The sequence below is a fragment of the Microbacterium sp. XT11 genome, from assembly GCF_001513675.1.
Lineage (GTDB): Bacteria > Actinomycetota > Actinomycetes > Actinomycetales > Microbacteriaceae > Microbacterium.
The window spans coordinates 2,750,779-2,773,969 of sequence record NZ_CP013859.1 but is presented as its reverse complement, the minus strand read 5'-3'; the positions used below and the strand labels follow the sequence as shown (position 1 = coordinate 2,773,969).

Sequence of the window (23,191 nt, the reverse complement as noted above, 5' to 3'; positions counted from 1 at the left end):
CGGGCGACGAGTCTGTCACCGATGGCTCAGCTTTCGCCGCCCGCGTTGCCGCTCGTGCCCGCGTTCACGTCGTGCAGGCTGTACTTCTGGATGGCCTGCGCGGCGAGCGAGCGGTCGACGACTCCGTCCTCGGCAAGAGCCTGCAGCGTGCGCACCACGATCGACGGCCCGTCGATCTTGAAGTAGCGACGAGCAGCGGCGCGCGTGTCGGAGAAGCCGAAGTCGTCGGCGCCGAGCGTGGCGTAGCGGTTTGGCACCCACGGCCGGATCTGGTCCTGCACGGCGTGCATGAAGTCGCTCACCGCGACGACCGGTCCCTCCGCGCCCTGCAGCTTCTGGGTGAGGTATGCCGTGCGCGGCTCCTCATCCGGGTGCAGGAAGTTGTGCTCGTCGGCGGCGAGGCCGTCGCGGCGCAGCTCGGTCCACGAGGTCACCGACCACACGTCGGCGATGACACCCCAGTCGTTCTTCAGCAGCTCCTGCGCCTCCATGGCCCACGGCAGGCCGACGCCGGAGGCGAACAGCTGAGCGCGAGGACCCTCGCCCTCGCCGACGGACACGCGGTGGATGCCGCGGACGATGCCCTCGACGTCGACGTCCTCCGGCTCGGCAGGCTGCACGAGCGGCTCGTTGTACACCGTGAGGTAGTACATGACGTTGGGGTCGGGGTGGTTGCCGCCGTACATGCGCTCCAGGCCGTCACGCACGATGTGCGCGATCTCGTAGCCGTAGGCGGGGTCGTACGACACCGTCGCGGGGTTCGTCGACGCCAGCAGGTGCGAGTGGCCGTCGGCGTGCTGCAGGCCTTCGCCGGTGAGCGTCGTGCGACCGGCCGTGGCGCCGATGATGAACCCTCGGGCCATCTGGTCGCCGGCGGCCCACTGGGCGTCGCCCGTGCGCTGGAAGCCGAACATCGAGTAGAAGATGTAGATCGGGATCAGCGGCTCGCCGTGCGTGGCGTACGACGTTCCCGCGGCGGTGAAGGCCGCGAGTGCTCCGGCCTCGTTGATGCCGACGTGCACGATCTGGCCCTGCGGGCTCTCCTTGTAGGCGAGGAGGAGCTCGCGGTCGACCGACGTGTAGTGCTGGCCGTTCGGGTTGTAGATCTTCGCCGTCGGGAAGTAGGCGTCCATACCGAACGTACGCGCCTCGTCGGGGATGATCGGCACGATGCGGTGTCCGAAGTCCTTCGAGCGCAGCAGGTCTTTGAGCAGCCGGACGAATGCCATGGTCGTGGCGATCTCCTGGGTGCCCGATCCCTTCTTGGGGAGCGCGTACGCCGAGTCGTCGGGTAGGGAGAGCCCGACATGCGTGGAGCGGCGCTCCGGGAGGAAGCCGCCGAGGCTGCGACGGCGCTCGAGCATGTACTGGATGGTCTCGTCCTGCGGGCCAGGGTTGTAGTACGGGGGCAGGTACGGGTTCTCCTCGAGCTGCGCATCCGTGATCGGGATGTGCATCGTGTCACGGAACGTCTTGAGGTTGTCCAGCGTCATCTTCTTCATCTGGTGGGTCGCGTTGCGGCCCTCGAAGTGCGGACCAAGGCCGTAGCCCTTGACCGTCTTCGCGAGGATGACGGTCGGCTGGCCCTTGTGCTCGGACGCGGCCTTGAACGCGGCATAGACCTTGCGGTAGTCGTGGCCTCCGCGCTTGAGGCTCCAGATCTGGTCGTCGGTGTAGTCGGCGACGAGGGCGGCGGCGCGCTCGTCCTTGCCGAAGAAGTGCTCGCGCACGTACGCACCAGACTCCGCCTTGTAGGTCTGGTAGTCGCCGTCGGGGGTCGTGTTCATGATGTTGAGCAGCGCGCCCTCGGTGTCGCGGGCGAGCAGATCGTCCCACTCGCGGCCCCAGATGACCTTGATGACGTTCCAGCCCGCTCCGCGGAAGTACGATTCCAGCTCCTGGATGATCTTGCCGTTGCCTCGGACCGGGCCGTCGAGACGCTGCAGGTTGCAGTTGATCACGAACGTGAGGTTGTCGAGGCCCTCGTTGGCCGCCACCTGCAGCTGGCCGCGGCTCTCGATCTCGTCCATCTCGCCGTCGCCGAGGAAGGCCCACACGTGCGAGGACGAGGTGTCCTTGATGCCGCGGTTCTCCAGGTACTTGTTCGCCATCGCCTGGTAAATCGCGTTGATCGGGCCGAGACCCATCGACACCGTCGGGAACTGCCAGTACTCCGGCATCTGACGGGGGTGCGGGTAGGACGGGATGCCGAACGGTGCGCGCGACTGCTCCTGCCGGAAGCCGTCGAGGTGCTGCTCGGTGAGACGGCCCTCGAGGAACGACCGCGCGTAGATGCCGGGGGAGGCGTGCCCCTGGATGAAGATCTGGTCGCCCCCGCCGGGGTGGTCGGCGCCGCGGAAGAAGTGGTTGAAGCCCACCTCGTACAGCGCGGCCGAGGAGGCGTAGGTCGAGATGTGGCCGCCGACGCCGATGCCGGGGCGCTGGGCGCGGTGCACGGTCACGGCCGCGTTCCAGCGGATCCACGCGCGGTAGCGGCGCTCGATCTCCTCATCGCCGGGGAACTCGGGCTCGTTCTCGGGAGCGATGGTGTTGATGTAGTCAGTGGTCGGGACCATCGGCACGCCCAGGTGCAGCTCCTTCGAGCGCTTGAGCAGGCTGAGCATGATCTCCCGACCGCGGCCGTGGCCCTTCGCGGCGACGAGCTCGTCGAGGGACTGCTGCCACTCTCCGGTCTCTTCGGGATCGCTGTCGAGGGGGCCCTGGGAGTACGGATCCTGGTCGTGCACGGTCACGGGGGAACCTTTCGTCGAGCTGGCGGGTCTCGCCAAGGAACGGGAAGCGACGCGGGCAGCCTTGTCGGCTGTGCACAACGCGCGCCGGATTCAGCCTATCCCTCTTGGAGGACAGGGGTGCACAACAGGGGTCGTCTATGCGCGTGCGCGCATCCGTGACTTCTTGTTCCTGTTGCCGCACGTGCTCATCGAGCACCACCGGCGGGTGCTGCCACGACTGGCGTCGAGATACAGCCCGGCGCAGTCGGGGCCGTCGCACGTCGCGATCCGCCCAGGGCGCTCACCGCCGAGCAGGGCGATCGCGTCGCGGGCGATCACGCCGAGAGCTGCAGCCACGGTGTCAAGGCTCGCGAGCCGCCAGCGGATGCCGTCATCAGCCAGCTCCGGCACCGCGCCGGTCGCGGCCGCTGCTTCGTTGACGAGTGCTCTGTCGCGCGCGGCCACGGGGAGCGCATGCGCGACGGCGACCCCCAGCCGATAGACGGCCTCGCGGAGTGCGATCGCATCGGCCAGCTGCGGGCGAGTCGGGCGCCGACCAGGATCGATCCCGTTCACGGCGAGCCAGAGGCGAAGACGGTCGGGGTCGGACAGGCGCTCGAACGGTTCCGTTCCCGCACGATCGCTGAGCGTGGCGGTGTAGCGGAAGGCGAGATGCTCGTTGTCGAGCCGGAAGATCCGCGCAGCCTCGGCGCGGGAGTCTGCTGCGGCCGCTGCCTCTCGCGCGGCCGTCGTCGTCGGCATCCGTTCCACCTCCTCGAAGAACCAGCTCACCTGGTTCGCAATGATGCTACCCGACCGCTACAGTGTGAACCGGCTGAGGTGGTTCATCTGCCTCCCGGTCTCGTCGGCGCCGTCGGCGCGGGTGGTCGCAACGCCTTTCGAAGGAGCGCACGCACATGAGCACGGTCGCCGTCATCGGACTCGGTGCGATGGGAACGCCCATCGCCCGCAACCTCCACGCCGCAGGCCACGACGTCACGGTCTGGAACCGTTCGGCCGGGCCGGCCGAGACGCTCGCGGGAGAGGGGATGCGCGCCGCAGGCAGCCTCGAGGAGGTATGGGCGTCCGGCGTCGTGCTCTCGATGCTCTCCGACGATCGGGCCTTCGCCGAGGCCTTCCTCGACTCAGGGGTGCTCTCGGCGGCTCCCGCGGGAAGCGTGCATGTCAACCTCGCCACGGTGAGTCCAGGACTCGCGCGCCGCGCCGCCGACGCGCATGCCGGTCACGGGGTCGGCTACGTCGCGGCCCCCGTGTTCGGACGCGTCGCGGTCGCGGAGGCCGGGGCCCTCAACGTCCTGGCGGCCGGTTCACCTGAGCTCGTCGAGCGCGTGCAGCCGTTCTTCGACGTCATCGGGGTGCGCACGTGGAACCTCGGTCGACGACCCGAGCAGGCGAACGTCGTCAAGATCATCGGCAACTACCTCATCGCCTGCGCCATCCAGTCGATGGGCGAGGCCGTCGGCGTGGCGGAGGAGGTCGGCGTCGACCCGGCCCAGCTTGTCGAGCTCCTCACATCGACGCTGTTCCCCGGCCCTGTGTACACGTCATACGGTTCGCTGATCGCCGAGCGGCGCTATCGGCCGGCCGGATTCACCACCCGGCTCGGGCGCAAGGACGTGCACCTGGCGCTGGATGCGGCGGATACCGTCGGCTTCGACCTGCCGTTCGGCGAGGTGCTGCGCTCGGTGTTCGAGCAGGCCATGGAACAAGGACTCGGCGACGACGACTGGGCGTCGATCGCCGAGCTGCGGCGCCGGGAGCGCCCGCGCACCGTCTGAGCGGCGCCGAGATCCGCGGGCGGGACGGCGGAGATCCGCGGGCGGGACGGCGGTGATCCGCGGGCGGGACGGCGGGCCGGGAACGGGGTGGGCCCTGCCGGGATCGAACCGACGACCTACGGTGTGTAAAACCGTTGCTCTACCAGCTGAGCTAAAGGCCCTGGACGACACAGTCTATCCGGGTGCGTGCAGGCCGCTTCGCCGCCTCCTCGGTCGGGCGTCGCATAGGCGAGGCTTCAACGTGGCTTCGTTTTCTACTTGGAAACGAGTAGATACTGCTATCTTCACTCGTAAGCAAGTAATTCGAGTGATGGAGTCACGTTGTCGAACACTTCTGATGTTTCTCCTGATTCTGCACTGAAGACCCGACCGAGCGCCACCGCCGAGAAGCTCGCGAGGGACAACATGCCGCTCGCGACCTTCCTCGCCGTGGAGAAGGCCCGCACGGCCGCGCACGTCGACCTCGATGACCTCCTTTCGGCCGCGCGCTTCGGACTCGCCCGCGCCGCACTCGCGTACGATCCGTCGCGCGGCATCCCGTTCGGCGCTTTCGCCAGCAGCCAGATCACGTGGGCGATGCTCTCGGAGATGCGCAGGGCCGACCCTGCGGGCGAACGCAGCCGGGAGCGCATCGAGAGGGTGCGGGCGGCCGCGGAACTCGTCCAGTCGCGCACCGGACGGGCAGGCACCGTGGCCGAGCTGGCCGCCGAGTCAGGGCTCGCGGTCGGCGTGGTCGCCGAGGCCCTTCAGCTCGACGAGATGGTCCGCACCGCCACGAGCTTCGAGGAGCACTTCGACATCGAGAGCGGGCGGCAGGCGGCCGACCTCACGGACAGCATCGTGCTTCCGGAGCACGCCGCCGAGCGGTCGGAGACCAGGGCCATGCTGCACCGTGTGATCGACGCGCTCCCGGACGCCATGCGTCGCGTGATCCGCGGGATCTACCTCGAGGACCGCATGGTGAAGGACATCGCGGACGAGCTCGACGTCAGTCACGCCTACGTCTCGAAGCTGCGCACGCGCGGGCTCGCCCTCATGCGGGAGGCCATGGACGCGTGGGAGCGCGGAGCGGCGACCGACCGGTCGACCCGCACCAGAGCGGACTTCTTCGACGCGGTCTTCGGTGCAGACGCGACACGGCGGGCCTCGCGGACCGAGGAGCTCGCGACCGTGCGATGACCGCCGGACGATCACGGTTACGGGGAGAGCCCTCCGTCGCGACAGTGAGGTGTGCAGGCCCACGGACGGGTCCGCGACCACACCCATAACCACGGAGGAACATCATGGGTCTTCAGATCGCCACCAACGTCAGCGCTCTCAACGCCTACCGCAACCTGTCGGCGAACCAGACCGACGTCTCGAAGTCGCTCGAGAAGCTCTCGAGCGGTCTGCGCATCAACCGCGCAGCCGACGACGCCGCCGGTCTCGCCATCTCCGAGGGCCTGCGCTCGCAGGTCAACGGCCTGAACGTCGCAGCCCGCAACGCGCAGGACGGCATCTCGGTCATCCAGACCGCGGAAGGCGCGCTGACCGAGGTCCACTCCATCCTGCAGCGCATCCGCGACCTCGCGGTGCAGGCAGGATCCGACTCGAACAACGTCGACTCCCGCAAGGCGATCACCACCGAGGTGACGCAGCTCGTCGACGAGCTCACCCGCATCTCCGACAACACCAACTTCAACGGCATCAAGCTGCTCGATGCATCGGCGGGCGCCGCCGGCGACGGGGTGCTGAGCTTCCAGGTCGGTGCGGACGGCTCCGCGTCGAGCCAGATCACGGTGAACCTCGGCTCGGCCGACATCAAGACGCTGGCCGCCGACCTGAAGGCGGACATCGTCACGACCGACGGCTTCGCCACGCCCACGCTCGCCGCCGCGACCATCACCACGGTCGACGCCGCGATCAAGAGCGTCTCGTCCGCCCGCGCCGACCTCGGTGCCGTGCAGAACCGCTTCGAGTCGACCATCAACTCGCTGCAGGTCTCGGCCGAGAACCTCTCGGCGGCCAAGAGCCGCATCGCCGACACCGACATGGCTGCGGAGATGGTCAAGTACACCGCGGCGAACATCCTGCAGCAGGCGGGCACGGCCATGCTGGCGCAGGCGAACCAGTCGGGCCAGGGCGTCCTGCAGCTGCTCCGCTGATCTCGCGACCCTGACGCGCGACCGGCGGCCGGATGGGACCATCCCGTCCGGCCGCCGGGCAGAGCACCCCCGCCCGGCTCACACGGAAGGCACCGCGGATGAAACTCGACGGACTGGTCTCCGGTCTGAAGACCAGCGAGCTGATCGACGCGCTCATGGACGTGTCGGCGATCCCCAAGATGCTGATCACGAACAAGATCGCCGATCGCACCTCGGTGATCACGAACCTGCAGTCGCTCAACAAGAGCCTTCAGGACCTCGCGGCCAAGGCGGCCGAGGCCGCTGCCGCACGTTCTCTCGCCGCCTTCACCGCGACGGCCTCGGCGGAGAGCGTCACGGTCGCCGCCGGACCCCGCGCGAGCGCGTTCTCGACCGAGGTCGTCGTCGACGCGACGGCAGCCGCGCACTCCGTCGTGACGGCCGCCGGCGGCGCTGGAGCCTGGGGCGGTGCGTTCACCCTCGTCGCCGCCGACGGAACCCGAACCGAGATCACCCCGCCAGGGAGCAGCGCGCACGACCTCGCCGCCGCCATCAACGGCGCCAAGGCCGGCGTCACGGCGACCGTCGTTCTGGCAGGCGTCGCCGCCGACGGCACGCCCCTGTCGCGCCTGCAGATCACGGCGGTGGAGACGGGGGAGAAGGGGCGGTTCGCGCTGCACCGAGGGACCGAGGCGGACGTCGCGGCCGGCACTTCCACCGACGTCGTCGCCGAGACCGGCGCCGCTGTGCTGCAGACCGGACGCGACGCGCTGATCCGGCTGTTCGCGGGCACTGCGGCAGAGCAGACCCTGACGAGCTCGACGAACACGTTCCGCATCGGCGAGGACATCGACGTGACCGTTTCGGCCGTGAGCGCCGAACCCGTGACCGTCGTCGTCGCACTCGACGCGGCAGCACAGTCCGCCGCCGCCGAGGGCTTCGTGAAGGAGGTCGCCGCTCTCCTCACCCGCATCGACAACGGTTCGAAGGCCACGGTCGGCAAGCCGGGAGAGCAGACCACCCTGGGCGTCTTCACCGGTGACAGCGTCGTGCGCAACCTCCGTACGGCCCTCGCGCAGGCGGTGCAGCATCCGGTGGGCGGCGTCTCTCCGTCGACGATCGGAATCTCCATGAACGAGAAGGGCGTGCTCTCGTTCGACAAGGAGGCGTTCGCGAAGGCTCTCGCCGACGACCGTGGCCAGACGCAGGAGCTGTTCTCCGCGATCGCCTCGCGACTCGACGAGGTGGCCGGCACCTATTCCGACAAGTACGAGGGACTGCTCACCCAGCGCATCACCGGGCAGGAGACCGAGGTGAAGTCGCTGCAGACCGAGGTCCAGCGGTGGGACACCCGCCTCGAACAGCGCCGGGCGACGCTGGAGCGGACGTATTCGCAGCTGGAGATCAAGCTCTCCACGCTGCAGAAGCAGTCCTCGTGGTTGAGCTCGCAGCTGCAGACCCTCACCCCGCCGTCGTCGTCGTCCTGAACCCGCACGACTCCGACCGCATTGGAGACACGACCATGACGATCACCTCACCGGAGCGCGCCGCGCAGCAGTACCTCGCGCAGCAGGTCGCGTCGGCTTCGCCCGAACGACTGCTCGTGATGCTGTATGACCGGCTGCTCGTCGACATCGACCGTGCGGCCGCGGCGCAGGAGGCAGCCGACTGGGGCGGGGCTGGCACGCACCTGACCCACGCACAGCGGATCGTCGCGGAGCTGAGCGCCACGCTCGCGGACGACGTCTGGGACGGCGCTGCCGACCTGCGCGGCATCTACACCTATCTGCAGGGTCGTCTCATCACCGCGAACATCGCGAAGGACGCGGCCGTGACCGCCGAGTGCAGGCGGCTCGTGGCACCGCTGCGTGACGCGTGGCGCAGCGCGGCGGCCGAGACATCGCAGCTTCGGGCGCCTCAGCTCTCCGGGACCGCCTGAGATGACCGACGACCTCGCCCGCTGGACGGCGGTGCTCGATCGGCTCGAGCGCGCGGTCGACGACATGCCGGATGCGGCGACGTGGGCCGAGCCGCCCGTCGGCGCACTCCCCGCCCGGCTGCGGGCGCGTGCGCTGGCTCTGCTCGAGCGCCAGCAGCGGGCGATCGACGCCCTCGTCGCAGCGCGAGCCGGCGTGGCGCGCGACATCGCGCTGATCCGACGGGTGCCGGGCGCGCGCGGCGACGTGCCTGCGTACCTCGACATCGAGGGGTGAGCGGTTACGGGCGAGGTGAGACGTCGCGATAGTGGGCGCTGAGCACGGATCGCTCGACGACAGGCCACGGATCGGCTCTTCCTCCCCTTCTCCGGAGTGTCCCGTGCTCGATTCCGTCACCGCCACGGCGCTGGTCAGCGCCCTCGATGGGCTGGCACTGCGCCAGCGCTCCATCGCCGAGAACATCGCGAACGTCAACACCCCCGGCTACCACGCCAAGCGGGTGCGCTTCGAGGACGCGCTCCGCGCGGCAGTAGCCGACGGGACGGGAGTCGTCGAGCCGACCGTGCACCGCTCGCTGGAGCCCACCCGGCTGAACGGGAACAACGTCAACCTCGACACGGAGACGCTGTCGAACATCGACACCGTGCTGCGGTTCCAGTTCGCGAGCCAGGCCATCGGCGGCCAGGCCGCATCGATCACCAAGGCGATCGGGCAGGCGTCCGCATGACCTTCGACGCCATCGGCATCGCCGCGACCGGCCTCACCGCGCACCGCAAGTGGCTCGACGCCCTCAGCGACAACATCGCCAACGTGAACACGGCGACTCCCGCAGGGGACGAACCCTTCCGCGAGAAGCTCGTCACCGTGCGTGCCGGAACGGAGAGTCCCGGCGTCTATGTCGCCGGTGTGGTCGAGTCGCAGGCCGAAGCCAAGCGGGTGTACGACCCGGACCATCCGTACGCCGACGCCGACGGCTACGTGCAGTACCCCGACATCGATCTCGGCGATCAGATGAGCATGCTCATCGTCGCCCAGCGCGGCTACGAGGCGAACGCGGCTGTCGTCGACAGGGCGAAGGCGACTTACGAGGCCGCGCTGCAGATCGGGCGCGCCTGATGGCCGCCGCGATCGGACCGGTGCCGCCGACCGGAGTCGGGGGGCTCACGCCGTTGAGCTTCGAATCCGACGCCTCCCCGTCGACGACGGGCGCCGCGGCGTTCGGTTCGTCCCTCACCGGGGCGGTGGAGGAGCTGCAGCGCCTGCAGTCGACGTCGAACGAGCTGGCCGTGCAGGCGGTGACGGGAGACCTGCAGGACATCCACAAGGCGATGATCGCGTCGGCGCGCGCCTCCGTCACGCTCGACCTCATGGTCGCCGTCCGCGACCGCGGAGTCTCGGCGTTCACCGAGATCATGAGGATGCAGGCCTGACATGCCCCCGATGCTCACCACCTACCTCGGCCGGGCGAGGTCGGCGATTGCCGGCTTCACGCTCGCTCAGCGCACGATCGCCGTCATCGGGATCGCCGTGCTCGTGATGGGGGCCGTCGCGCTCGGCGCGTGGCTCACCCGTCCGCAGATGAGTCCGCTCTTCACCGGGCTCAGTGCCGGCGATGCGTCGGCGGTCGTCGAGCAGCTGAAGTCATCCGGCGTGCCGTACGAGCTCGCCGAGGGCGGCGCGACCGTGCTCGTGCCAGATGACCAGGTCTACGCGCAGCGGCTCGCCGCGGCCTCAGCCGGCCTGCCGAGCGACACCACCGACGGCTACACGCTCCTCGACAAGATGGGCGTCACCGCGAGCGAGTTCCAGCAGTCCGTCACCTACAAGCGCGCGATCGAGGGCGAGCTCGCCAACACGATCGGCGCCATGGACGGCATCACATCGGCTTCCGTGCAGCTGGCGATCCCGGAGGAGAGCGTGTTCGTCTCCGAACGCCAGAGCCCGACGGCATCCGTGTTCGTCAAGACGCGCAACGGCTCGACGCTCAGCGAGGAGAAGGTCGAGGCGATCGTGCACCTCACGAGCGCGGCCGTGCCGGGCATGACCCCCGAAGACGTCGCCGTCACCGACCAGAACGGCGCCGTGCTCTCCGCCGTCGGCACCGGACCCGCCGGAAGCGCCTCGGCCCAGGCGACCGAGCACGAGGCGAGGGTGGCGGCATCCGTCACGCGGATGCTCGAGACCATCCTCGGCGCGGGCAACGCGACCGTCACCGTCGCCGCCGACGTGGCGAACTCGACGTCGGAGCGGATGGACGAGACGTACTCGGCACCCGAAGGGGAGCTGAGCGCGTCCGAGCAGACGAAGACCGAGACGTACAACGGCGGTGCGGGGACAGGTACCGGCGTGCTCGGTCCCGACAACATCGCGGTGCCCGACAACGCCCAGGGAAGCGGCGCGTACGAGCTGGAGGAGACGACACGCAGCAACGCCGTCAACAAGTCGACGGAGAAGACGGTGACGCCGGCGGGCGAGGTCAGGCGCCAGACGGTCAGCGTCGCCGTGAACAGGAGCGCCGTATCCGGTGTGACGGCGGAGCAGGTGGAGGCTCTCGTCGCCTCCGCGGCAGGCATCGACGTCGAGAGAGGCGACACGATCGCCGTCGAGTTCGTCGAGTTCAGCGATGCGGGCGCCGCGGCTGCGCAGACCGCCCTGTCGGCGGCCGAGGCAGATCGCGCCGCGGAGTTCCAGCAGGAGCTCATCCGCTCGGCGATCATCGGCGGAGCCGTCCTGCTCGCCGCGATCGTGCTGGTGACCTATCTCGCCATCCGCCGCCGGATGAAGCGGCGCATCCTCTACACCGACGACGGGCCGATTGAGTACTTCGCGACCGTGACCGAGAGCGAGGAGGAGAAGCTGAAGTCGCTGCGAGGACTCGCCGAACCCGACACCAAGCCGCTCACGCCGCCCGCCACGCCGTTGCCCGCAACGTCCGTCGCTGCCGATGACGAGCCGGAGCCGGATCAGGTGCTGATCGAGCGGAGGCGGCGGGAGATCGACGAGCTCGCCCGACGTGAGCCGGCCGCCGTCGCGGGTGCGCTCGCCAGCCTGATGGATGAGGCGACGGCGTGAACGGGCTCGATGAGCTGCTGGACGCGCAGTACGACACCGTCGAAACCGCGACGCAGGGTGCGCAGCCGGCCGCGCCGCCCGAGAACATGTCCGGGCTGCGCAAGGCCGCGATCGTGCTGATGAACATGGACCGGGCGGCAGGGGCCGAGGTGCTGCGGCATCTGGGTGAGGAGAGATCCGAGCTGATCGCCGCCGAGCTCACGCAGCTGGGCGGTGTGGACGTCGCGTCGACGGCGAGGGCGCTGACGGAGTTCCGGCGCATCGCCTCAGGCGGCGGCATCCCGTCCCGTGGCGGACAGGAGCTCGCCACCGGCCTCTTGGAGACCGCGTTCGGCCGAGAGAAGGCCGTGGGCATGGTCGGTCGCGTGATGTCGCAGGGCGCGGTGTCGTTCGACTTTCTGAACGCCGCGGACCCCGCGCAACTCGCGACGATCCTCGAGGGGGAGCTGCCGACCACCGTCGCCGTCGTGCTCGCCAATCTGCGCGCGGATCGGGCAGCCGCTGTGCTTGCCGCGCTCCAGGATCCGCTGCGCACGGATGTCGCGCAGGCCATCGCCACGATGGGCACGGCATCGCAGGAGGCGATCACGATCGTCGCGGAGTCTCTGCGTTCGCGCACGGGCGTCTTCGCCATCAGGGAGAACCAGGAGGCGATCGGCGGCGTGCAGCCGCTCGTGGAGATCATCAACCGGTCGGACACGGCGCTGGAGAAGTCGCTGCTGGCGAGCCTCGAGGGAAGGGACCTGGCTCTGGCCGAGGACATCCGCAGCAGGATGGTCACCTTCGCGGACATCGCACGGCTCGAGGATCGGGACGTGCAGCGCGTGCTGCGCGGGATCGATCTGCGGATGCTCGCCCTGGCCCTCAAAGGTGCAGACGAGCAGATCGCGGACAAGGTCCGAGCCAACATGACCGAGCGCAACCAGGAGAACCTCGCAGAAGAGGCACGGGTGCTCGGCCCTGTGCGGATGCGCCAGGTCGACGAGGCGCGGGCCGAGGTCGTGCGCATCATCCGCGAGCTGGAGGCGGCCGAGGAGATCACCATCTCACGCGAGGACGACGACGAGCTCGTCGAATGATCACGATCGGTCGTCCGGTTACGCCCTCGACCGGTCGTCGCGATAGTCCCCGGTGAGCACGGATCGCTCGCCCTTCGGGCCACGGACAGGCCGCCCCCGAGAACTCCGGAGAACCGAGGTCGTGCACGAACCCGCCTTCACGCCGCTCGCCGTCCCTCGCGTCGGCGCGGTGCCGATCGATCTGCGCGGCGAGGCGGACCGCGCGCGCACGCGCGGATACGCGGAGGGCTACGCGGAAGGCCGGCGGATCGGACTCGAGGAGGCGCGGCGGCGTGCGTCGGCCGAGGAGGCGGAGCGGCGGCGGGTCCTCGATCTTCAGGCTCGCGCCCTGGCGGATGCCGCGACAGCGCTGCGTGCTGCCCACGACGCGGTCGCCCGGCGGATCGACGAGCTGACCGGGCCGTCGGCCGCTCGGATCGAGGAGCTGGCTCTGGAGCTCGCCTCCTGCGTCGTCGGCGCCGAGCTCTCCGATCCGGCGCGCGCGGCGGCGCACGCACTCCGGCGCGCGCTGGACGCCATGCCGGTCGAGCGGTGGACCCGCGTCGCGTTCGCCGAACGGGAGCACCGGCTGATCCTCGATGATCCGGTGGCGGCGCCGCTGCTCGCAGGGATCGACGTCATCGCGTCGCCGGACGTCGACCCCGGTGGGGCGATCGTCGACATCGATCAGGGGGCGGTCGACACCCGGATCGGACGAGCCTTCGCACGCGCCGCCGCGGCCCTCCGGGGGGACGACGGCGAGGTCGTGCCATGACGACGACCACGAGCGTCGCGTGGCGACGGGCCCTCGAGGCGGTGCGCCCGGTGCGCTCCGGCACGGTGCGATCGGTACGAGGACTCGCCGTCGAGGTGGGCGGCGTCGACGCCGCCGTCGGCGACCGTCTCCGCATCGCGAGCGCGGAGCGCAGCGTGGTCGACGCGGAGGTCGTGTCCATCGACGGAGCCACTGCGCGCTGCATGCCGCTGGGTTCCCTCGACGGGATCACCGTGGGCGCGCGCGCCGAGCACGCCGGCGCGTCCGTGCAGGTGCCTGTCGGCAAGGCTCTCCTCGGTCGCGTCGTCGACGCCCTCGGTCGTCCTCTCGACGGACTCGGCCCGATCGGTGCCGACGTGCCGCGTGTCGGGCTTCACCACGACGCGCCGGATGTGCTGGATCGGCGCCGCATCGAGAGGCAGCTGAGCCTCGGCATCCGCGTGCTCGACACGCTGACGCCGGTGGGCGTCGGCCAGCGCCTCGGGATGTTCGCCGGGTCGGGAGTCGGGAAGTCCTCGCTGCTGTCGATGATCGCGCGCGGCTCCACGGCCGACGTGTCCGTCATCGCGCTCATCGGAGAGCGCGGCCGCGAGGTGCGGGAGTTCCTGGAGGACGACCTCGGGCCCGACGGGCTCGCCCGGTCGGTCGTCGTCGTCGCGACCTCGGATCAGCCGGCGATGGCGCGCCTGCGCGCGGCGTTCGTCGCCACCCGCATCGCCGAGCAGTTCCGCGACGACGGGCTCGACGTCGTGCTCATGATGGACTCGCTCACGAGGGTCGCCATGGCGCAGCGCGAGATCGGTCTGAGCGCGGGGGAGCCCCCGGCGACCCGCGGATACCCGCCGTCGACGTTCTCGGTGCTCGCCCGCCTGCTTGAGCGGGCGGGGACGAGCAGGCCGGGGTCGATCACGGGGCTCTACACCGTGCTCGTCGACGGCGACGACCACAATGAGCCCATCGCGGATGCCGCGCGGGGCATCCTCGACGGGCACATCGTGCTCGACCGCGGTCTGGCGGTGCGCGGGCGCTATCCGGCGGTGGATCCGCTCGTCTCCGTCTCCCGCCTCGCCACGAAGATCACCACGCCCGTACAGCGACGCGATGCGGCGGCCCTGCGCGGTGTGCTCGCCGCACGGCACGACGCACGGGACCTCATCGACATCGGCGCCTACCGCACCGGCGCCGATCCCCTCGTGGACGCCGCGCTCGCCCACGACAAGGAGATCGCGGCATTCCTCACGCAGACCATGGACGACCACACACCGGCGGGCGAGTCGTGGGCGCGTCTCGCTGCTCTCGTCGCCGCTCTCACCGGAGACCTCGGAGGTGCCGCCGCATGACGTTCTCGCTCTCCGGCCTTCTGCGTGTGCGGGGCGCGCAGGAGCGCGTCGCTGCCGAGCGGCTGTCACGCGCGTCGGCCGCGCGCGCCGACGCCGACACCGCCGTGCAGAATGCGATGTCGGGCCTCGACGGCGTCGGCTCAGCGGTGCACGATGCCCGTACGCTGCAGGCGATGGCCGCAGCACGCGCGGCAGGTCACAGCGCGCTCAGCGACCTGCGCGCCCTGGCGCAGCTGCGTCTCGCGGCCGAGGCGGAGGCCAGGACCGCCCACATCGAGGCCAGACGGGAGCTTCGCGGGCTCGAGCGACTCGAGACCGCCCACCGCGCGCAGGCGGCGCGCGCCGAGCTCGCTGCCGAGCAGTCCGCCCTCGACGAGGTCGCCGCCGTGCGCGCCGCGGGCCGAACCGCGCACGGGACGAGCGATGAGGGGAGCGCGGCATGAGCATGATCATCGCGACGGCGGCGTCGACGACCAGCGGAGGCCGCGCGGCGTCCGCCTCTGGGGCGGCACCGGACGACGACTTCGCGGCTGCGCTCGGGGACGCCGTGCTCACCCTTGCCGCGGGCGGAGCCGAGGAACCGGCGCGTCGCCCCGGCGGTGGTGCGGCAGCCGAGGCGGCGACAGCCGCAGTGGACACCACGGATGCCGCCGCGACACCCGCGGACGTGGTCGCCCTCCTCGCGTTGCAGAACAGGGGCGCGTGGCCTGTGCACGTCCCCGCGGACGCCGCGGCGACAGGTCCCGCGACTCTCGACCCCTCCGTCCCCGCATCGCCCGCGACGGACGGGCTGCCTGTACGGGCCGCGACCGTCGTCCCCGGCGGGGACGCGGACGGCGGGCAGCACAGGAGCCCCCGTTCGACCTCCGGCGACGCCATCGCTCTGCAGACCGCACACGCGAGCGACGGAGCGCTGCCCGCTGACACGGCGCGGAACGGGCCGCAGTCCGACGTTGCAGCGAGCGACGGGGCAGCTCTTGGCAGGTCCCTCGACCCCGCGCTCGGCGACCGCGCTCCCGGTGGCGCCTCTCCCTCGAGCCCGATGTCGATCGTCGCCGCTGCCGTCCACGGAGGCAGCGACGACCGACCATCGTCGTACAGTGCCGCGAGCACGGATCGCCCTGTGAGCGCGAATCGTCCGCCGAGCGCCGATGCAGCGCAGTCGGTCCTCGAGGCATCCGGCGAAGCGGCCGACTCGGCTGTGCCGCGCGCGGGGGACCCCGGCGCCACGGTCGCGGCGGCGTCCGGCGCGCAGACCGGATCCGTCGATGCGGCCTCCGTGCCCGGTGAGCATGGTCCGCGGTCGCTCGTCCCCGCCGGCATGGACGCCCCGGTGCGCTCGGCTGCGTACGGCCGCGAGCAGCCGGCATCCGTCGGTCCCGTCGTCCCCGTTCCCCTTGGCATGACGCCCTCGGGAGAGGCCGACACGCGCGCGACCTCCGAGGCCACGCAGCCCCGTCCGCTGTCTGCCCAGCTGGCGCCGAGCGTCATCGCCATCGCCCAGCGGCCGGGGGGAGCCCACCAGATGACGCTCACCGTCGACCCGGAGGCGCTCGGTCCTGTGACGGTGCGGGCTCATGTCAGCGCGTCGGGGGAGCTGCGCATCGAGCTGCTCGGTGCATCCGATGCCGGCCGAGACGCTCTTCGCGCGATCGTCGCCGACCTCCGGCGCGATCTCGCCTCCGTCAGCCCGCACGCCACGCTCAGTCTCGGATCCGGCGCAGGGGGCGCTCCCGGCGGCGATCGGAGCCCTCAACCCGGCGACGGCGGGGCAGCGCCGGACCACGGGCAGCACGGTCACGCCCCTGCCGGGGACGAGACCGGCCGACGGACGGCTCGCCTGCACGATGCGGATGTCGTGCGCGGCATCCGCATCGCCGATCCGACCGCAGCCTTCGACACCTTCGCCTGAGAGGACATCCCCATGACGATCGACCCCGTGAGTGGCGCGACCTCGCTGTACGCGACGGCGACCACCGACCCCGCGTCGCGGAAGCAGACCATGGACGGCGAGGTGTTCCTGCGGCTGCTCGTCACCCAGCTCACGCATCAGGACCCGTCGAACCCGATGGATACCAACGACATGATCGCGCAGACCACGCAGCTGGCCATGATGGAGCAGCTCACGACGCTCGCAGACAACGGCACCGAGGCCTTCGCGCTCAGCATGCGCCAGGCGGCCGCCGCCCTGATCGGCCGGCAGGCGACCTATGCGGATGCCGACGGGAAGACCGTGACCGGGATCGTGAGCGCCGTGTCGTTCGACGGCACGGTGCCGAGCGTCACGATCGGCGATGACCGGATCCCGCTCGACGCCATCACCGGGATCACCCACGCAGAACGACCGGCTGACGCCACCGCGGCCTGACCACCCCCAGGAAGAGAGAACCCCATGCTCCGCTCGCTCTACTCCGGCATCTCCGGACTCCGCTCGCACCAGACCATGCTCGACGTCACGGGCAACAACATCGCCAACGTCAACACGGCGGGGTTCAAGGCCTCGTCCGTGCTGTTCCAGGACTCGCTGTCGCAGCTCATCGGCACTCCGGGCATCCCTGAGGACGAGGTCGGCGGGCGCAACCCCGCCCAGGTCGGGCTGGGCGTTCAGGTCGCCGGCGTGCGCACGAACTTCGCGCAGGGATCCGCGCAAGCGACTGGTCGCGGCGGGGACCTCATGATCTCGGGCGACGGCTTCTTCGCCGTCCGGTCGGGAGGGGAGACCCTCTACACCCGCGCGGGCGGCTTCACGTTCGACCTCACGGGAAAGATGGTGACCGCCGACGGCGCGATCGTTCAAGGGTGGACGGCGCAGAACGGCGTCGTCAACACCGGCCAGGCCGCAGGGAACATCGTGTTGCCGCTCGATGCGGTCGCACCCGCCCGTGCTACCACCGCAGCCGCCGTCACCGGCAACCTGCCGTCGACCGCGGCGGCCGGCGACACGCTCGTCCGTGACATCACGGTCTACGACGCGCAAGGCACGCCGTCGACGCTCAGCCTCACCTTCACCCGCACGGCGGCGGGGTGGGACGTGTCGGAACCGCGCAGCGGCGCGACCGGCTCGTTGACGTTCGTCGACGGTGCCCAGCCCGCTCCCGGACTCACGCTCGCGGCTGACGGCATCGCCATCGACCTCACGGCGGTGACGGGGTTCGCCACCCTGTCGACGGTCGCGGTGACGGAGCAGAACGGTGCCGCGGCGGGCACGCTGAAGTCGTACAGCATCACGAGCGACGGCTCCATCGTCGGGACCTTCAGCAACGGCGCGACGCAGACGCTGGCGAAGATCGCCATGGCCACCTTCGCCAACCCGGAGGGGCTCGAGAAGGCGGGCGGCAGCGCGTATAGAGCATCGGTGAACTCCGGTGCTCCGCGCCTGGGCGGCGCAGGGCAGCCGGGCTTCGGCTCCCTCGTCTCCGGATCGCTGGAGATGAGCAACGTCGACCTCTCGCAGGAGTTCACGAACCTCATCGTCGCGCAACGCGGATTCCAGGCGAACGCGCGCATCATCACCACGAGCGATGAGGTCCTGCAGGAGCTGACCCAGCTCAAGCGCTGATCATGACGTGGCGGCGAATGCAACCCCCTCCCGCACGCCGGATGCGGGAGGGAGGGTCGGAGCATGAGCCACCACCCCGACGACATCAGACAGCCTCTGGACCACCTGCCGCCCCGGGAGGAGCGCGACAAGGCGATCGAGACCGAAGAGCCGGCGTACCCTGGCACCGAGGACCCCGGGGGCCCCTCCCGCATCACGCCCGCCACCGCGGCTGAGCCGGAAGCGCCAGGACGCCACGGTCTCGACAAGCCGCCGACGAGCGGTGCGTAGCGAGGGCCGAAGCGACGGTGCGGAGCAGGGGCGCGGCAGCGAGCCCGAGGCGGACGTGACAGCAGAAGGAGAGCCGTGGCAGACGTGGTGATCAGACCCATTTCGCCCGCGGATGCCGGGGAGGTGCTGACGGTGCAGCGTGCGGCCTTCGTCTCGGAGGCCGCCATCTATGGAGATCCCGACCAACCGGCTCTCACCCAGACCCTCGCCCAGATCGAAGCCGAGCTGCAGGGGGCCAAGGGCTTCGTCGCGCTCGTCGACGACCGGATCGTCGGAGCCATCCGGGCGACCGAGCGCGACGACGTGCTGCAGATCGGCAGGATCGCGGTGGCGCCCGATATGCAGGGCGAGGGCATCGGCCGGCGCCTGCTCGACGCGATCGAGGGCGACACCGAGTGCGCCACGGCCGAGCTCTTCACCGGAAGCCTCAGCCAGGCGAACATCGACCTGTACACCGCGTGCGGGTACCGCGAGGCCGAGCGCATCGATCAGGGCGACGGCACCGCCCAGGTGTTCATGCGCAAACCTCTGCGCTGACGCCGGGAGCGGCGCTCCGGTGTGCCTGACTCCCGCACGGGGCAGCGGTTACCAGGCACAGGCCCCGTCGCGATAGTCCGGGGAGCCTTCCGCTCTTCCGACGCCCGGAGAACCCGATGATCATCGTCACCCGCCTCGACCGTACGCGGTTCGGGGTCAATCCCGACCTGATCGAGCGCGTGCACGCTTCTCCGGACACCACGCTGCACATGGTCGACGGGCATGTCTATGTGATCGCCGAGCCCCTGGAGCGCCTGGTCGACCTGATCGTCGCCTACCGCGCGCGAGTGCTCGGTGCCGCGGACGCCCTCATCCGGAACGCGGGGGAGTGACGATGGACCCCGCATTCCTCGTCGGCGTCGTCCTCGCCTTCGGCGCGCTCGTCGCGATGATCACGATGGAGGGCGCGAGCTTCCAGGCGCTCCTCATACCCGCGCCGATGATCCTCGTGCTCGGCGCCTCGATCGGCGTCGGCATCGCGAGCCACACGCTCCGCGACACCGTGCTGGCGGTGAAGAGCCTCGGCCGCATGGTGCGCGGACCTCGCTCGACGCCGGAGGCGGTCATCCCACATCTCGTGGGCTATGCCGAGAAGGCGCGCAGCGACGGCCTCCTCGCGCTCGAGCAGGAGCTGGACTCGGCCCCCGACGACTTCACGCGCCAGGCGCTCCAGGCTCTGGCCGACGGCGCGGATGCCGAGGACATGCGGCAGATCATGGACGACGAGGTCGCCGCCACGGCCTCTCGCAACCGCGTCGCGGCGCGGTTCTTCTCGTCGATCGGCGGCTACGCGCCCACCATCGGCATCGTCGGGACCGTCGTCTCCCTCACGCATGTGCTCGAGAAGCTCGACGAGCCGGATCATCTCGGCCCCATGATCGCGGCGGCGTTCGTGGCCACGCTGTGGGGCCTGCTGTCGGCGAACTTCATCTGGAATCCCATCGCCGGTCGCCTCCACCGCATCGGGGCGATCGAGCTGGAGCGCATGACGCTGGTCACCGAGGGCGTGCTCGCGATCCACGCGGGCAGCGCGCCGCACGTCGTGCAGGAGCGCCTTCGCGCGCTCTCGACGGTGACCCCTCGTGAACGCGCCCCGAAGAAGCACGCCGTCGAGGATGCGCCGTGACCGCCGTGCGGCGCGCGTCGTCGCGCGGACACGTCGACGACGCGCACGACGAACCGGACGAGCGCTGGGCGGTCTCCTACGCCGATATGGTCACAGTGCTGATGTGCCTGTTCATCGTGCTGTTCGCCGTCTCGAACGTCGACAAGACGAAGTTCGAGCTCCTCGCCAACAGCCTCGCCACGGGCTTCGGGCAGGAGAGCACCGAGGGCGGCGCCGACACCACGGAAGGGCCGGTGATCCCTCCCGAGCTCGCCGATGACGACGGCGTGATCGACCTGTCCAGCCGCGCCGCCGCGGAGTTCGAGTCGCTCGAGGAGCTCCGTGAGCGGATGCGGGCCGCCCTCGCGGCCCAGGGACTGGAGAACACGGTCGAGTTCGTGATCGACGACCGCGGGCTCAAGGTCGGTCTCGTGGGGGCCGAGACGTTCTTCGCCGACAACAGCACGGCGCTCTCCGCGCGCGCGGATGCCGTGCTGGACGCGATCGGCGACGTGCTCACGAGCGTGAGCAACCAGGTCAGCGTCGAGGGCCACGCCGATCACCGCATCGCCGCGGATCCGTTCCCCAGCAACTGGGAGCTGTCCGGCGGGCGTGCGACGCAGGTCGCACGGTTCCTCGTCGAACACGAGGGGGTCGCGGGGCCGCGCGTGCGCGCCACCGCGTTCTCGGACACCCGCCCGCTCGCCCCGGGCGACACACCGGAAGCGCTGGCGAGCAATCGCCGCGTCGACATCGTCGTGGAGTCGGCGGAAGAGGAGCAGGTGCGGGCTCTGATCCCGGCGCTCGCAGCCGCGGCCGAGCAGAGATGAGGGACATGACAGCCAAGACGGCGACCGCCGATGCCAGGGAAGCCGCCGCGCAGGACGCGTCGGCGCGGTACCCGGAGTACGACTTCTCGCGTCCGGCCCAGCTCGGACGCGAGAGCATCCGTCATCTGGAGGCCGCCTTCGAGTCGTTCGCCCGGCTCTGGTCATCGCAGCTCACCGCGAAGATCCGGGTGCGCACTCACCTCTCGCTCGATCGCGTCGAGGTGGTGACGTACGAGGAGTACGCCGAGAGCCTGCCGGCGACGACCGCCCTGGTCGCCGGTGCCTTCGACGATCGCGAGGAGCCCTGCATCGTGCAGTTCGCCCTCGACAGCGCGCTCCTGTGGGTCGTGCAGATGATGGGCGGGCGAACCTCGGCGCTTCCCGAGGCGCGGACGTTCACGCCCATCGAACTGGCTCTCGTGCGTCATCTCATGGAGGGCACGTTCGAGCACCTGCATGCCAGCCTCGCCGCGGTGCTTCCGGGCGCGCCGCGATTCGCGGCCGTGCACTACAACCCCCAGTACATGCAGGTGGTCTCGGCATCGGCGGCGGTGATCGTCGCCCGGTACGCGATGCGTCTGGGCGAGACGGAGACCCGCGCGACGGTGATGCTCCCGGCGTCCGCGGTCGTCGACCGCCTGGCGGCGACCGCTCCTGATGCGGCACCGGCGCACGAGCCGTCACACACGCTCGCGCAGGTGCACGGCGCCCCGCTCGAACTCACGCTCAGGCTCGAACCGATGACGATCGGCGCAGGAGAGGTCCTCGACCTCGCGCCCGGCGACCTGCTGCGCCTCCCGCACCCCGAGACGCTCCCGTTCGAACTCGTCGCGGGGGCGACGACCGTCGCACGGGCGACCCCGGGAGTGCGGGGCTCCCGACTGACCTGCCGCATCACGACCACACTGGAGGACACCCACTGATGAGCACGTTCCACGAGACGGCGGTCGCCGCGGCCATCGCAGGCAGGCTGCCCTTCGGATTCCCCGTGATCCCCGAACCGTCGACCGATCCCGGTGCGGCGGGAGACGCCGTGGTCGCGACGTTCGCGGGCACCCCCGGGGCGCGCATCGCGCTCCAGATCGTCGAACCGTCGCGTCTCGAGGACGGATCGGACGCCGCGCCACTCGTCGACCGGCTGCATCCGGTCCTCGACTCCGCCGTCGCCGTGCTCGGGCCCGGTGCGCTGGGCGAGGCCGTCCTGGTCGACGCCGCCGACGTGTTCACCGACGCGGGCACTCAGGTGTTCGATCTGGTCGACGCCGATGGGGCTGTCGTGGCGCGTGCTGCCGTGCGCATCGACGGTGCCGACGGGGCCGTCGCGCGAGCCCCGCAGCGCTTGAGCCGCATCGCCGGTGTCGAGATGGAGCTCGTCGTGGAGATCGGGCGCACGCGGATGCCCGTGCGCGATGTGCTCGCCTTGGAGCCCGGCCGCGTGGTCGAGCTCGACCGCGCGGCCGGATCGCCGGCGGACATCAGACTCAACGGGCGTCTCATCGGGCACGGCACGGTCGTCGTGGCGGAGGGGGACTTCGCGATCCGCGTCGACCGCATCCTCGACGGCGCGGAGGTCGCCTGACGTGGAGGACGTGCTCATCGCCCTGCGCGCGGTCGTGGCTCTCGGCGCGGTGCTCGCGCTGCTGGTGTTCCTCAGCCGGCGTCTGCAGAAGAGCCAGGCGAAGGGAACCAGCCCGCTGTCGGAACTCGTCCCCTCTCGTCTGGCCGGCTGGGCTCGACGGCGCGCCCCGCGCAGCGGATCTGCGCGACGCCCGCGAGCTGAACGCATCTCCGTGGTGGCGCGTGCCGGCCTCGGAGGTCGGGCACAGCTGGTGGTGGCGGAGTTCGGCGGCATCCGCTACGTCCTCGGAGTGACGGAGCACGGAGTGAGCGTGGTGGACACGCAGGAGACGCTCGCCGAGGTCGGGCCGGACGAACTCGGTACCGGCGCAGATGCGGATGCCGGCGACGACGCGGATGCCGCACGGGCAGGCACCGACCCCGACGGAGAGCAGGTCCTGCGCCCCGTGGCCTGACGCGTACGGCGCGGTTACCGC

At 70.6% G+C, this 23,191-nt stretch carries 27 protein-coding genes, 1 tRNA gene and 1 pseudogene; 26 read left to right on the top strand and 3 right to left on the bottom strand.

All coding sequences use genetic code 11. The features are described from left to right. Window positions 1-26: 26 nt before the first annotated feature. A complete protein-coding gene (aceE, locus tag AB663_RS13120) occupies window positions 27-2,753 on the bottom strand; it encodes a pyruvate dehydrogenase (acetyl-transferring), homodimeric type (protein ID WP_067199954.1) in 2,727 nt (908 codons plus the stop codon). Window positions 2,754-2,888: 135 nt separating this feature from the next. Further along, a complete protein-coding gene (locus tag AB663_RS17580; protein WP_157541070.1) occupies window positions 2,889-3,524 on the bottom strand; it encodes a CGNR zinc finger domain-containing protein in 636 nt (211 codons plus the stop codon). A gap of 83 nt (window positions 3,525-3,607) precedes the next feature. Between AB663_RS17580 and AB663_RS17645 the strand changes: the two are divergent. Beyond that, window positions 3,608-4,102, top strand: a pseudogene (locus AB663_RS17645) (NAD(P)-dependent oxidoreductase); the annotation flags it as partial. Further along, window positions 4,082-4,531 carry an NAD(P)-dependent oxidoreductase gene (locus tag AB663_RS17640; protein WP_257720802.1) on the top strand — a complete coding sequence of 150 codons (450 nt, stop codon included), beginning with the start codon at window positions 4,082-4,084 and terminating at the stop codon, window positions 4,529-4,531. The pseudogene AB663_RS17645 and the gene AB663_RS17640, both read left to right, overlap by 21 nt. A gap of 88 nt (window positions 4,532-4,619) precedes the next feature. Here the strand turns inward: AB663_RS17640 and AB663_RS13105 are convergent. Next, window positions 4,620-4,692, bottom strand: a tRNA-Val gene (locus AB663_RS13105). Between the two features lie 160 nt (window positions 4,693-4,852). Here AB663_RS13105 and AB663_RS13100 point away from each other — a divergent pair. The 24 genes from AB663_RS13100 (at window position 4,853) to AB663_RS12985 (ending at window position 23,170) form a co-directional block, all read left to right on the top strand. Then, on the top strand, window positions 4,853-5,710 hold the full coding sequence (locus AB663_RS13100; protein WP_257720783.1) for a sigma-70 family RNA polymerase sigma factor: 858 nt from the start codon (window positions 4,853-4,855) through the stop codon (window positions 5,708-5,710). 104 nt (window positions 5,711-5,814) lie between these two features. Continuing rightward, window positions 5,815-6,675, top strand: a complete 861-nt coding sequence (locus AB663_RS13095; protein WP_067199939.1) for a flagellin N-terminal helical domain-containing protein — start codon at window positions 5,815-5,817, stop codon at window positions 6,673-6,675. Window positions 6,676-6,773: 98 nt separating this feature from the next. Continuing rightward, on the top strand, window positions 6,774-8,141 hold the full coding sequence (gene fliD, locus AB663_RS13090; protein ID WP_067199936.1) for a flagellar filament capping protein FliD: 1,368 nt from the start codon (window positions 6,774-6,776) through the stop codon (window positions 8,139-8,141). Then, the gene (gene fliS / locus AB663_RS13085) at window positions 8,090-8,593 is read left to right on the top strand and encodes a flagellar export chaperone FliS (protein WP_232304549.1); all 504 of its coding nucleotides are present in this window, start codon (window positions 8,090-8,092) and stop codon (window positions 8,591-8,593) included. The genes fliD and fliS overlap by 52 nt, the downstream gene beginning before the upstream one ends. 1 nt (window position 8,594) lies before the next feature. Further along, a complete protein-coding gene (locus AB663_RS13080; RefSeq protein WP_067199933.1) occupies window positions 8,595-8,867 on the top strand; it encodes a hypothetical protein in 273 nt (90 codons plus the stop codon). Window positions 8,868-8,970: 103 nt separating this feature from the next. Next, window positions 8,971-9,318: a flagellar basal body rod protein FlgB gene (locus AB663_RS13075; protein WP_067199930.1), complete on the top strand. Its 348-nt coding sequence runs from the start codon at window positions 8,971-8,973 to the stop codon at window positions 9,316-9,318. Next, complete coding sequence (gene flgC / locus AB663_RS13070) at window positions 9,315-9,707, top strand: flagellar basal body rod protein FlgC (RefSeq protein WP_067199927.1); 393 nt, start codon at window positions 9,315-9,317, stop codon at window positions 9,705-9,707. The genes AB663_RS13075 and flgC overlap by 4 nt, the downstream gene beginning before the upstream one ends. Next, a complete protein-coding gene (fliE, locus tag AB663_RS13065; protein WP_067199925.1) occupies window positions 9,707-10,021 on the top strand; it encodes a flagellar hook-basal body complex protein FliE in 315 nt (104 codons plus the stop codon). The genes flgC and fliE overlap by 1 nt, the downstream gene beginning before the upstream one ends. Before the next feature lies 1 nt (window position 10,022). Next, window positions 10,023-11,663, top strand: a complete 1,641-nt coding sequence (fliF, locus tag AB663_RS13060; RefSeq protein ID WP_067199922.1) for a flagellar basal-body MS-ring/collar protein FliF — start codon at window positions 10,023-10,025, stop codon at window positions 11,661-11,663. After that, window positions 11,660-12,742 carry a flagellar motor switch protein FliG gene (fliG, locus tag AB663_RS13055; protein WP_232304548.1) on the top strand — a complete coding sequence of 361 codons (1,083 nt, stop codon included), beginning with the start codon at window positions 11,660-11,662 and terminating at the stop codon, window positions 12,740-12,742. The genes fliF and fliG overlap by 4 nt, the downstream gene beginning before the upstream one ends. 121 nt (window positions 12,743-12,863) lie before the next feature. Beyond that, entirely contained in the window at window positions 12,864-13,496 is a 633-nt protein-coding gene (locus tag AB663_RS13050) for a FliH/SctL family protein (protein WP_067199919.1), read from the top strand. Then, window positions 13,493-14,836: a FliI/YscN family ATPase gene (locus AB663_RS13045; protein ID WP_067199915.1), complete on the top strand. Its 1,344-nt coding sequence runs from the start codon at window positions 13,493-13,495 to the stop codon at window positions 14,834-14,836. The genes AB663_RS13050 and AB663_RS13045 overlap by 4 nt, the downstream gene beginning before the upstream one ends. Continuing rightward, on the top strand, window positions 14,833-15,279 hold the full coding sequence (locus AB663_RS13040) for a hypothetical protein (RefSeq protein ID WP_067199912.1): 447 nt from the start codon (window positions 14,833-14,835) through the stop codon (window positions 15,277-15,279). Before AB663_RS13045 ends, AB663_RS13040 begins: the two co-directional genes overlap by 4 nt. Then, the gene (locus AB663_RS13035; protein ID WP_157541067.1) at window positions 15,276-16,748 is read left to right on the top strand and encodes a flagellar hook-length control protein FliK; all 1,473 of its coding nucleotides are present in this window, start codon (window positions 15,276-15,278) and stop codon (window positions 16,746-16,748) included. The genes AB663_RS13040 and AB663_RS13035 overlap by 4 nt, the downstream gene beginning before the upstream one ends. Before the next feature lie 12 nt (window positions 16,749-16,760). Then, window positions 16,761-17,204, top strand: coding sequence for a flagellar hook assembly protein FlgD (locus AB663_RS13030; protein ID WP_067199906.1), 444 nt, complete (start codon window positions 16,761-16,763; stop codon window positions 17,202-17,204). A 24-nt stretch (window positions 17,205-17,228) separates the two neighbouring features. Next, window positions 17,229-18,395 (top strand): flagellar hook protein FlgE, encoded by a 1,167-nt coding sequence (locus AB663_RS13025; RefSeq protein WP_067199903.1) that lies wholly within the window; start codon window positions 17,229-17,231, stop codon window positions 18,393-18,395. A gap of 63 nt (window positions 18,396-18,458) precedes the next feature. Next, complete coding sequence (locus tag AB663_RS13020; RefSeq protein WP_067199900.1) at window positions 18,459-18,665, top strand: hypothetical protein; 207 nt, start codon at window positions 18,459-18,461, stop codon at window positions 18,663-18,665. 75 nt (window positions 18,666-18,740) lie between these two features. After that, complete coding sequence (locus AB663_RS13015) at window positions 18,741-19,202, top strand: GNAT family N-acetyltransferase (protein ID WP_067199897.1); 462 nt, start codon at window positions 18,741-18,743, stop codon at window positions 19,200-19,202. Between the two features lie 116 nt (window positions 19,203-19,318). Then, the gene (locus tag AB663_RS13010; protein WP_067199893.1) at window positions 19,319-19,534 is read left to right on the top strand and encodes a flagellar FlbD family protein; all 216 of its coding nucleotides are present in this window, start codon (window positions 19,319-19,321) and stop codon (window positions 19,532-19,534) included. Between the two features lie 2 nt (window positions 19,535-19,536). Further along, complete coding sequence (locus AB663_RS13005) at window positions 19,537-20,328, top strand: motility protein A (RefSeq protein ID WP_067199890.1); 792 nt, start codon at window positions 19,537-19,539, stop codon at window positions 20,326-20,328. Further along, entirely contained in the window at window positions 20,325-21,137 is an 813-nt protein-coding gene (locus tag AB663_RS13000; RefSeq protein WP_067199887.1) for an OmpA/MotB family protein, read from the top strand. Before AB663_RS13005 ends, AB663_RS13000 begins: the two co-directional genes overlap by 4 nt. A 5-nt stretch (window positions 21,138-21,142) precedes the next feature. Next, window positions 21,143-22,060, top strand: a complete 918-nt coding sequence (locus tag AB663_RS12995; protein WP_067199884.1) for a flagellar motor switch protein FliM — start codon at window positions 21,143-21,145, stop codon at window positions 22,058-22,060. Continuing rightward, the gene (locus AB663_RS12990; protein ID WP_067199880.1) at window positions 22,060-22,716 is read left to right on the top strand and encodes a FliM/FliN family flagellar motor switch protein; all 657 of its coding nucleotides are present in this window, start codon (window positions 22,060-22,062) and stop codon (window positions 22,714-22,716) included. The genes AB663_RS12995 and AB663_RS12990 overlap by 1 nt, the downstream gene beginning before the upstream one ends. Before the next feature lies 1 nt (window position 22,717). Beyond that, window positions 22,718-23,170 carry a flagellar biosynthetic protein FliO gene (locus AB663_RS12985; RefSeq protein ID WP_067199877.1) on the top strand — a complete coding sequence of 151 codons (453 nt, stop codon included), beginning with the start codon at window positions 22,718-22,720 and terminating at the stop codon, window positions 23,168-23,170. Window positions 23,171-23,191 lie beyond the last annotated feature (21 nt).

Bases quoted from the DNA above. Each gene is read 5' to 3' on its own strand.
- fliE (WP_067199925.1), top strand. From the start codon at position 9,707: ATGGCCGCCGCGATCGGACCGGTGCCGCCGACCGGAGTCGGGGGGCTC.
- AB663_RS13040 (WP_067199912.1), top strand. From the start codon at position 14,833: ATGACGTTCTCGCTCTCCGGCCTTCTGCGTGTGCGGGGCGCGCAGGAG.
- AB663_RS13025 (WP_067199903.1), top strand. From the start codon at position 17,229: ATGCTCCGCTCGCTCTACTCCGGCATCTCCGGACTCCGCTCGCACCAG.
- AB663_RS13035 (WP_157541067.1), top strand. From the start codon at position 15,276: ATGAGCATGATCATCGCGACGGCGGCGTCGACGACCAGCGGAGGCCGC.
- AB663_RS13095 (WP_067199939.1), top strand. From the start codon at position 5,815: ATGGGTCTTCAGATCGCCACCAACGTCAGCGCTCTCAACGCCTACCGC.
- AB663_RS13005 (WP_067199890.1), top strand. From the start codon at position 19,537: ATGGACCCCGCATTCCTCGTCGGCGTCGTCCTCGCCTTCGGCGCGCTC.
- AB663_RS13010 (WP_067199893.1), top strand. From the start codon at position 19,319: ATGATCATCGTCACCCGCCTCGACCGTACGCGGTTCGGGGTCAATCCC.
- AB663_RS13080 (WP_067199933.1), top strand. From the start codon at position 8,595: ATGACCGACGACCTCGCCCGCTGGACGGCGGTGCTCGATCGGCTCGAG.
- fliF (WP_067199922.1), top strand. From the start codon at position 10,023: ATGCCCCCGATGCTCACCACCTACCTCGGCCGGGCGAGGTCGGCGATT.
- AB663_RS12990 (WP_067199880.1), top strand. From the start codon at position 22,060: ATGAGCACGTTCCACGAGACGGCGGTCGCCGCGGCCATCGCAGGCAGG.
- AB663_RS13020 (WP_067199900.1), top strand. From the start codon at position 18,459: ATGAGCCACCACCCCGACGACATCAGACAGCCTCTGGACCACCTGCCG.
- flgC (WP_067199927.1), top strand. From the start codon at position 9,315: ATGACCTTCGACGCCATCGGCATCGCCGCGACCGGCCTCACCGCGCAC.
- AB663_RS13030 (WP_067199906.1), top strand. From the start codon at position 16,761: ATGACGATCGACCCCGTGAGTGGCGCGACCTCGCTGTACGCGACGGCG.
- AB663_RS13045 (WP_067199915.1), top strand. From the start codon at position 13,493: ATGACGACGACCACGAGCGTCGCGTGGCGACGGGCCCTCGAGGCGGTG.
- AB663_RS12995 (WP_067199884.1), top strand. From the start codon at position 21,143: ATGACAGCCAAGACGGCGACCGCCGATGCCAGGGAAGCCGCCGCGCAG.
- fliD (WP_067199936.1), top strand. From the start codon at position 6,774: ATGAAACTCGACGGACTGGTCTCCGGTCTGAAGACCAGCGAGCTGATC.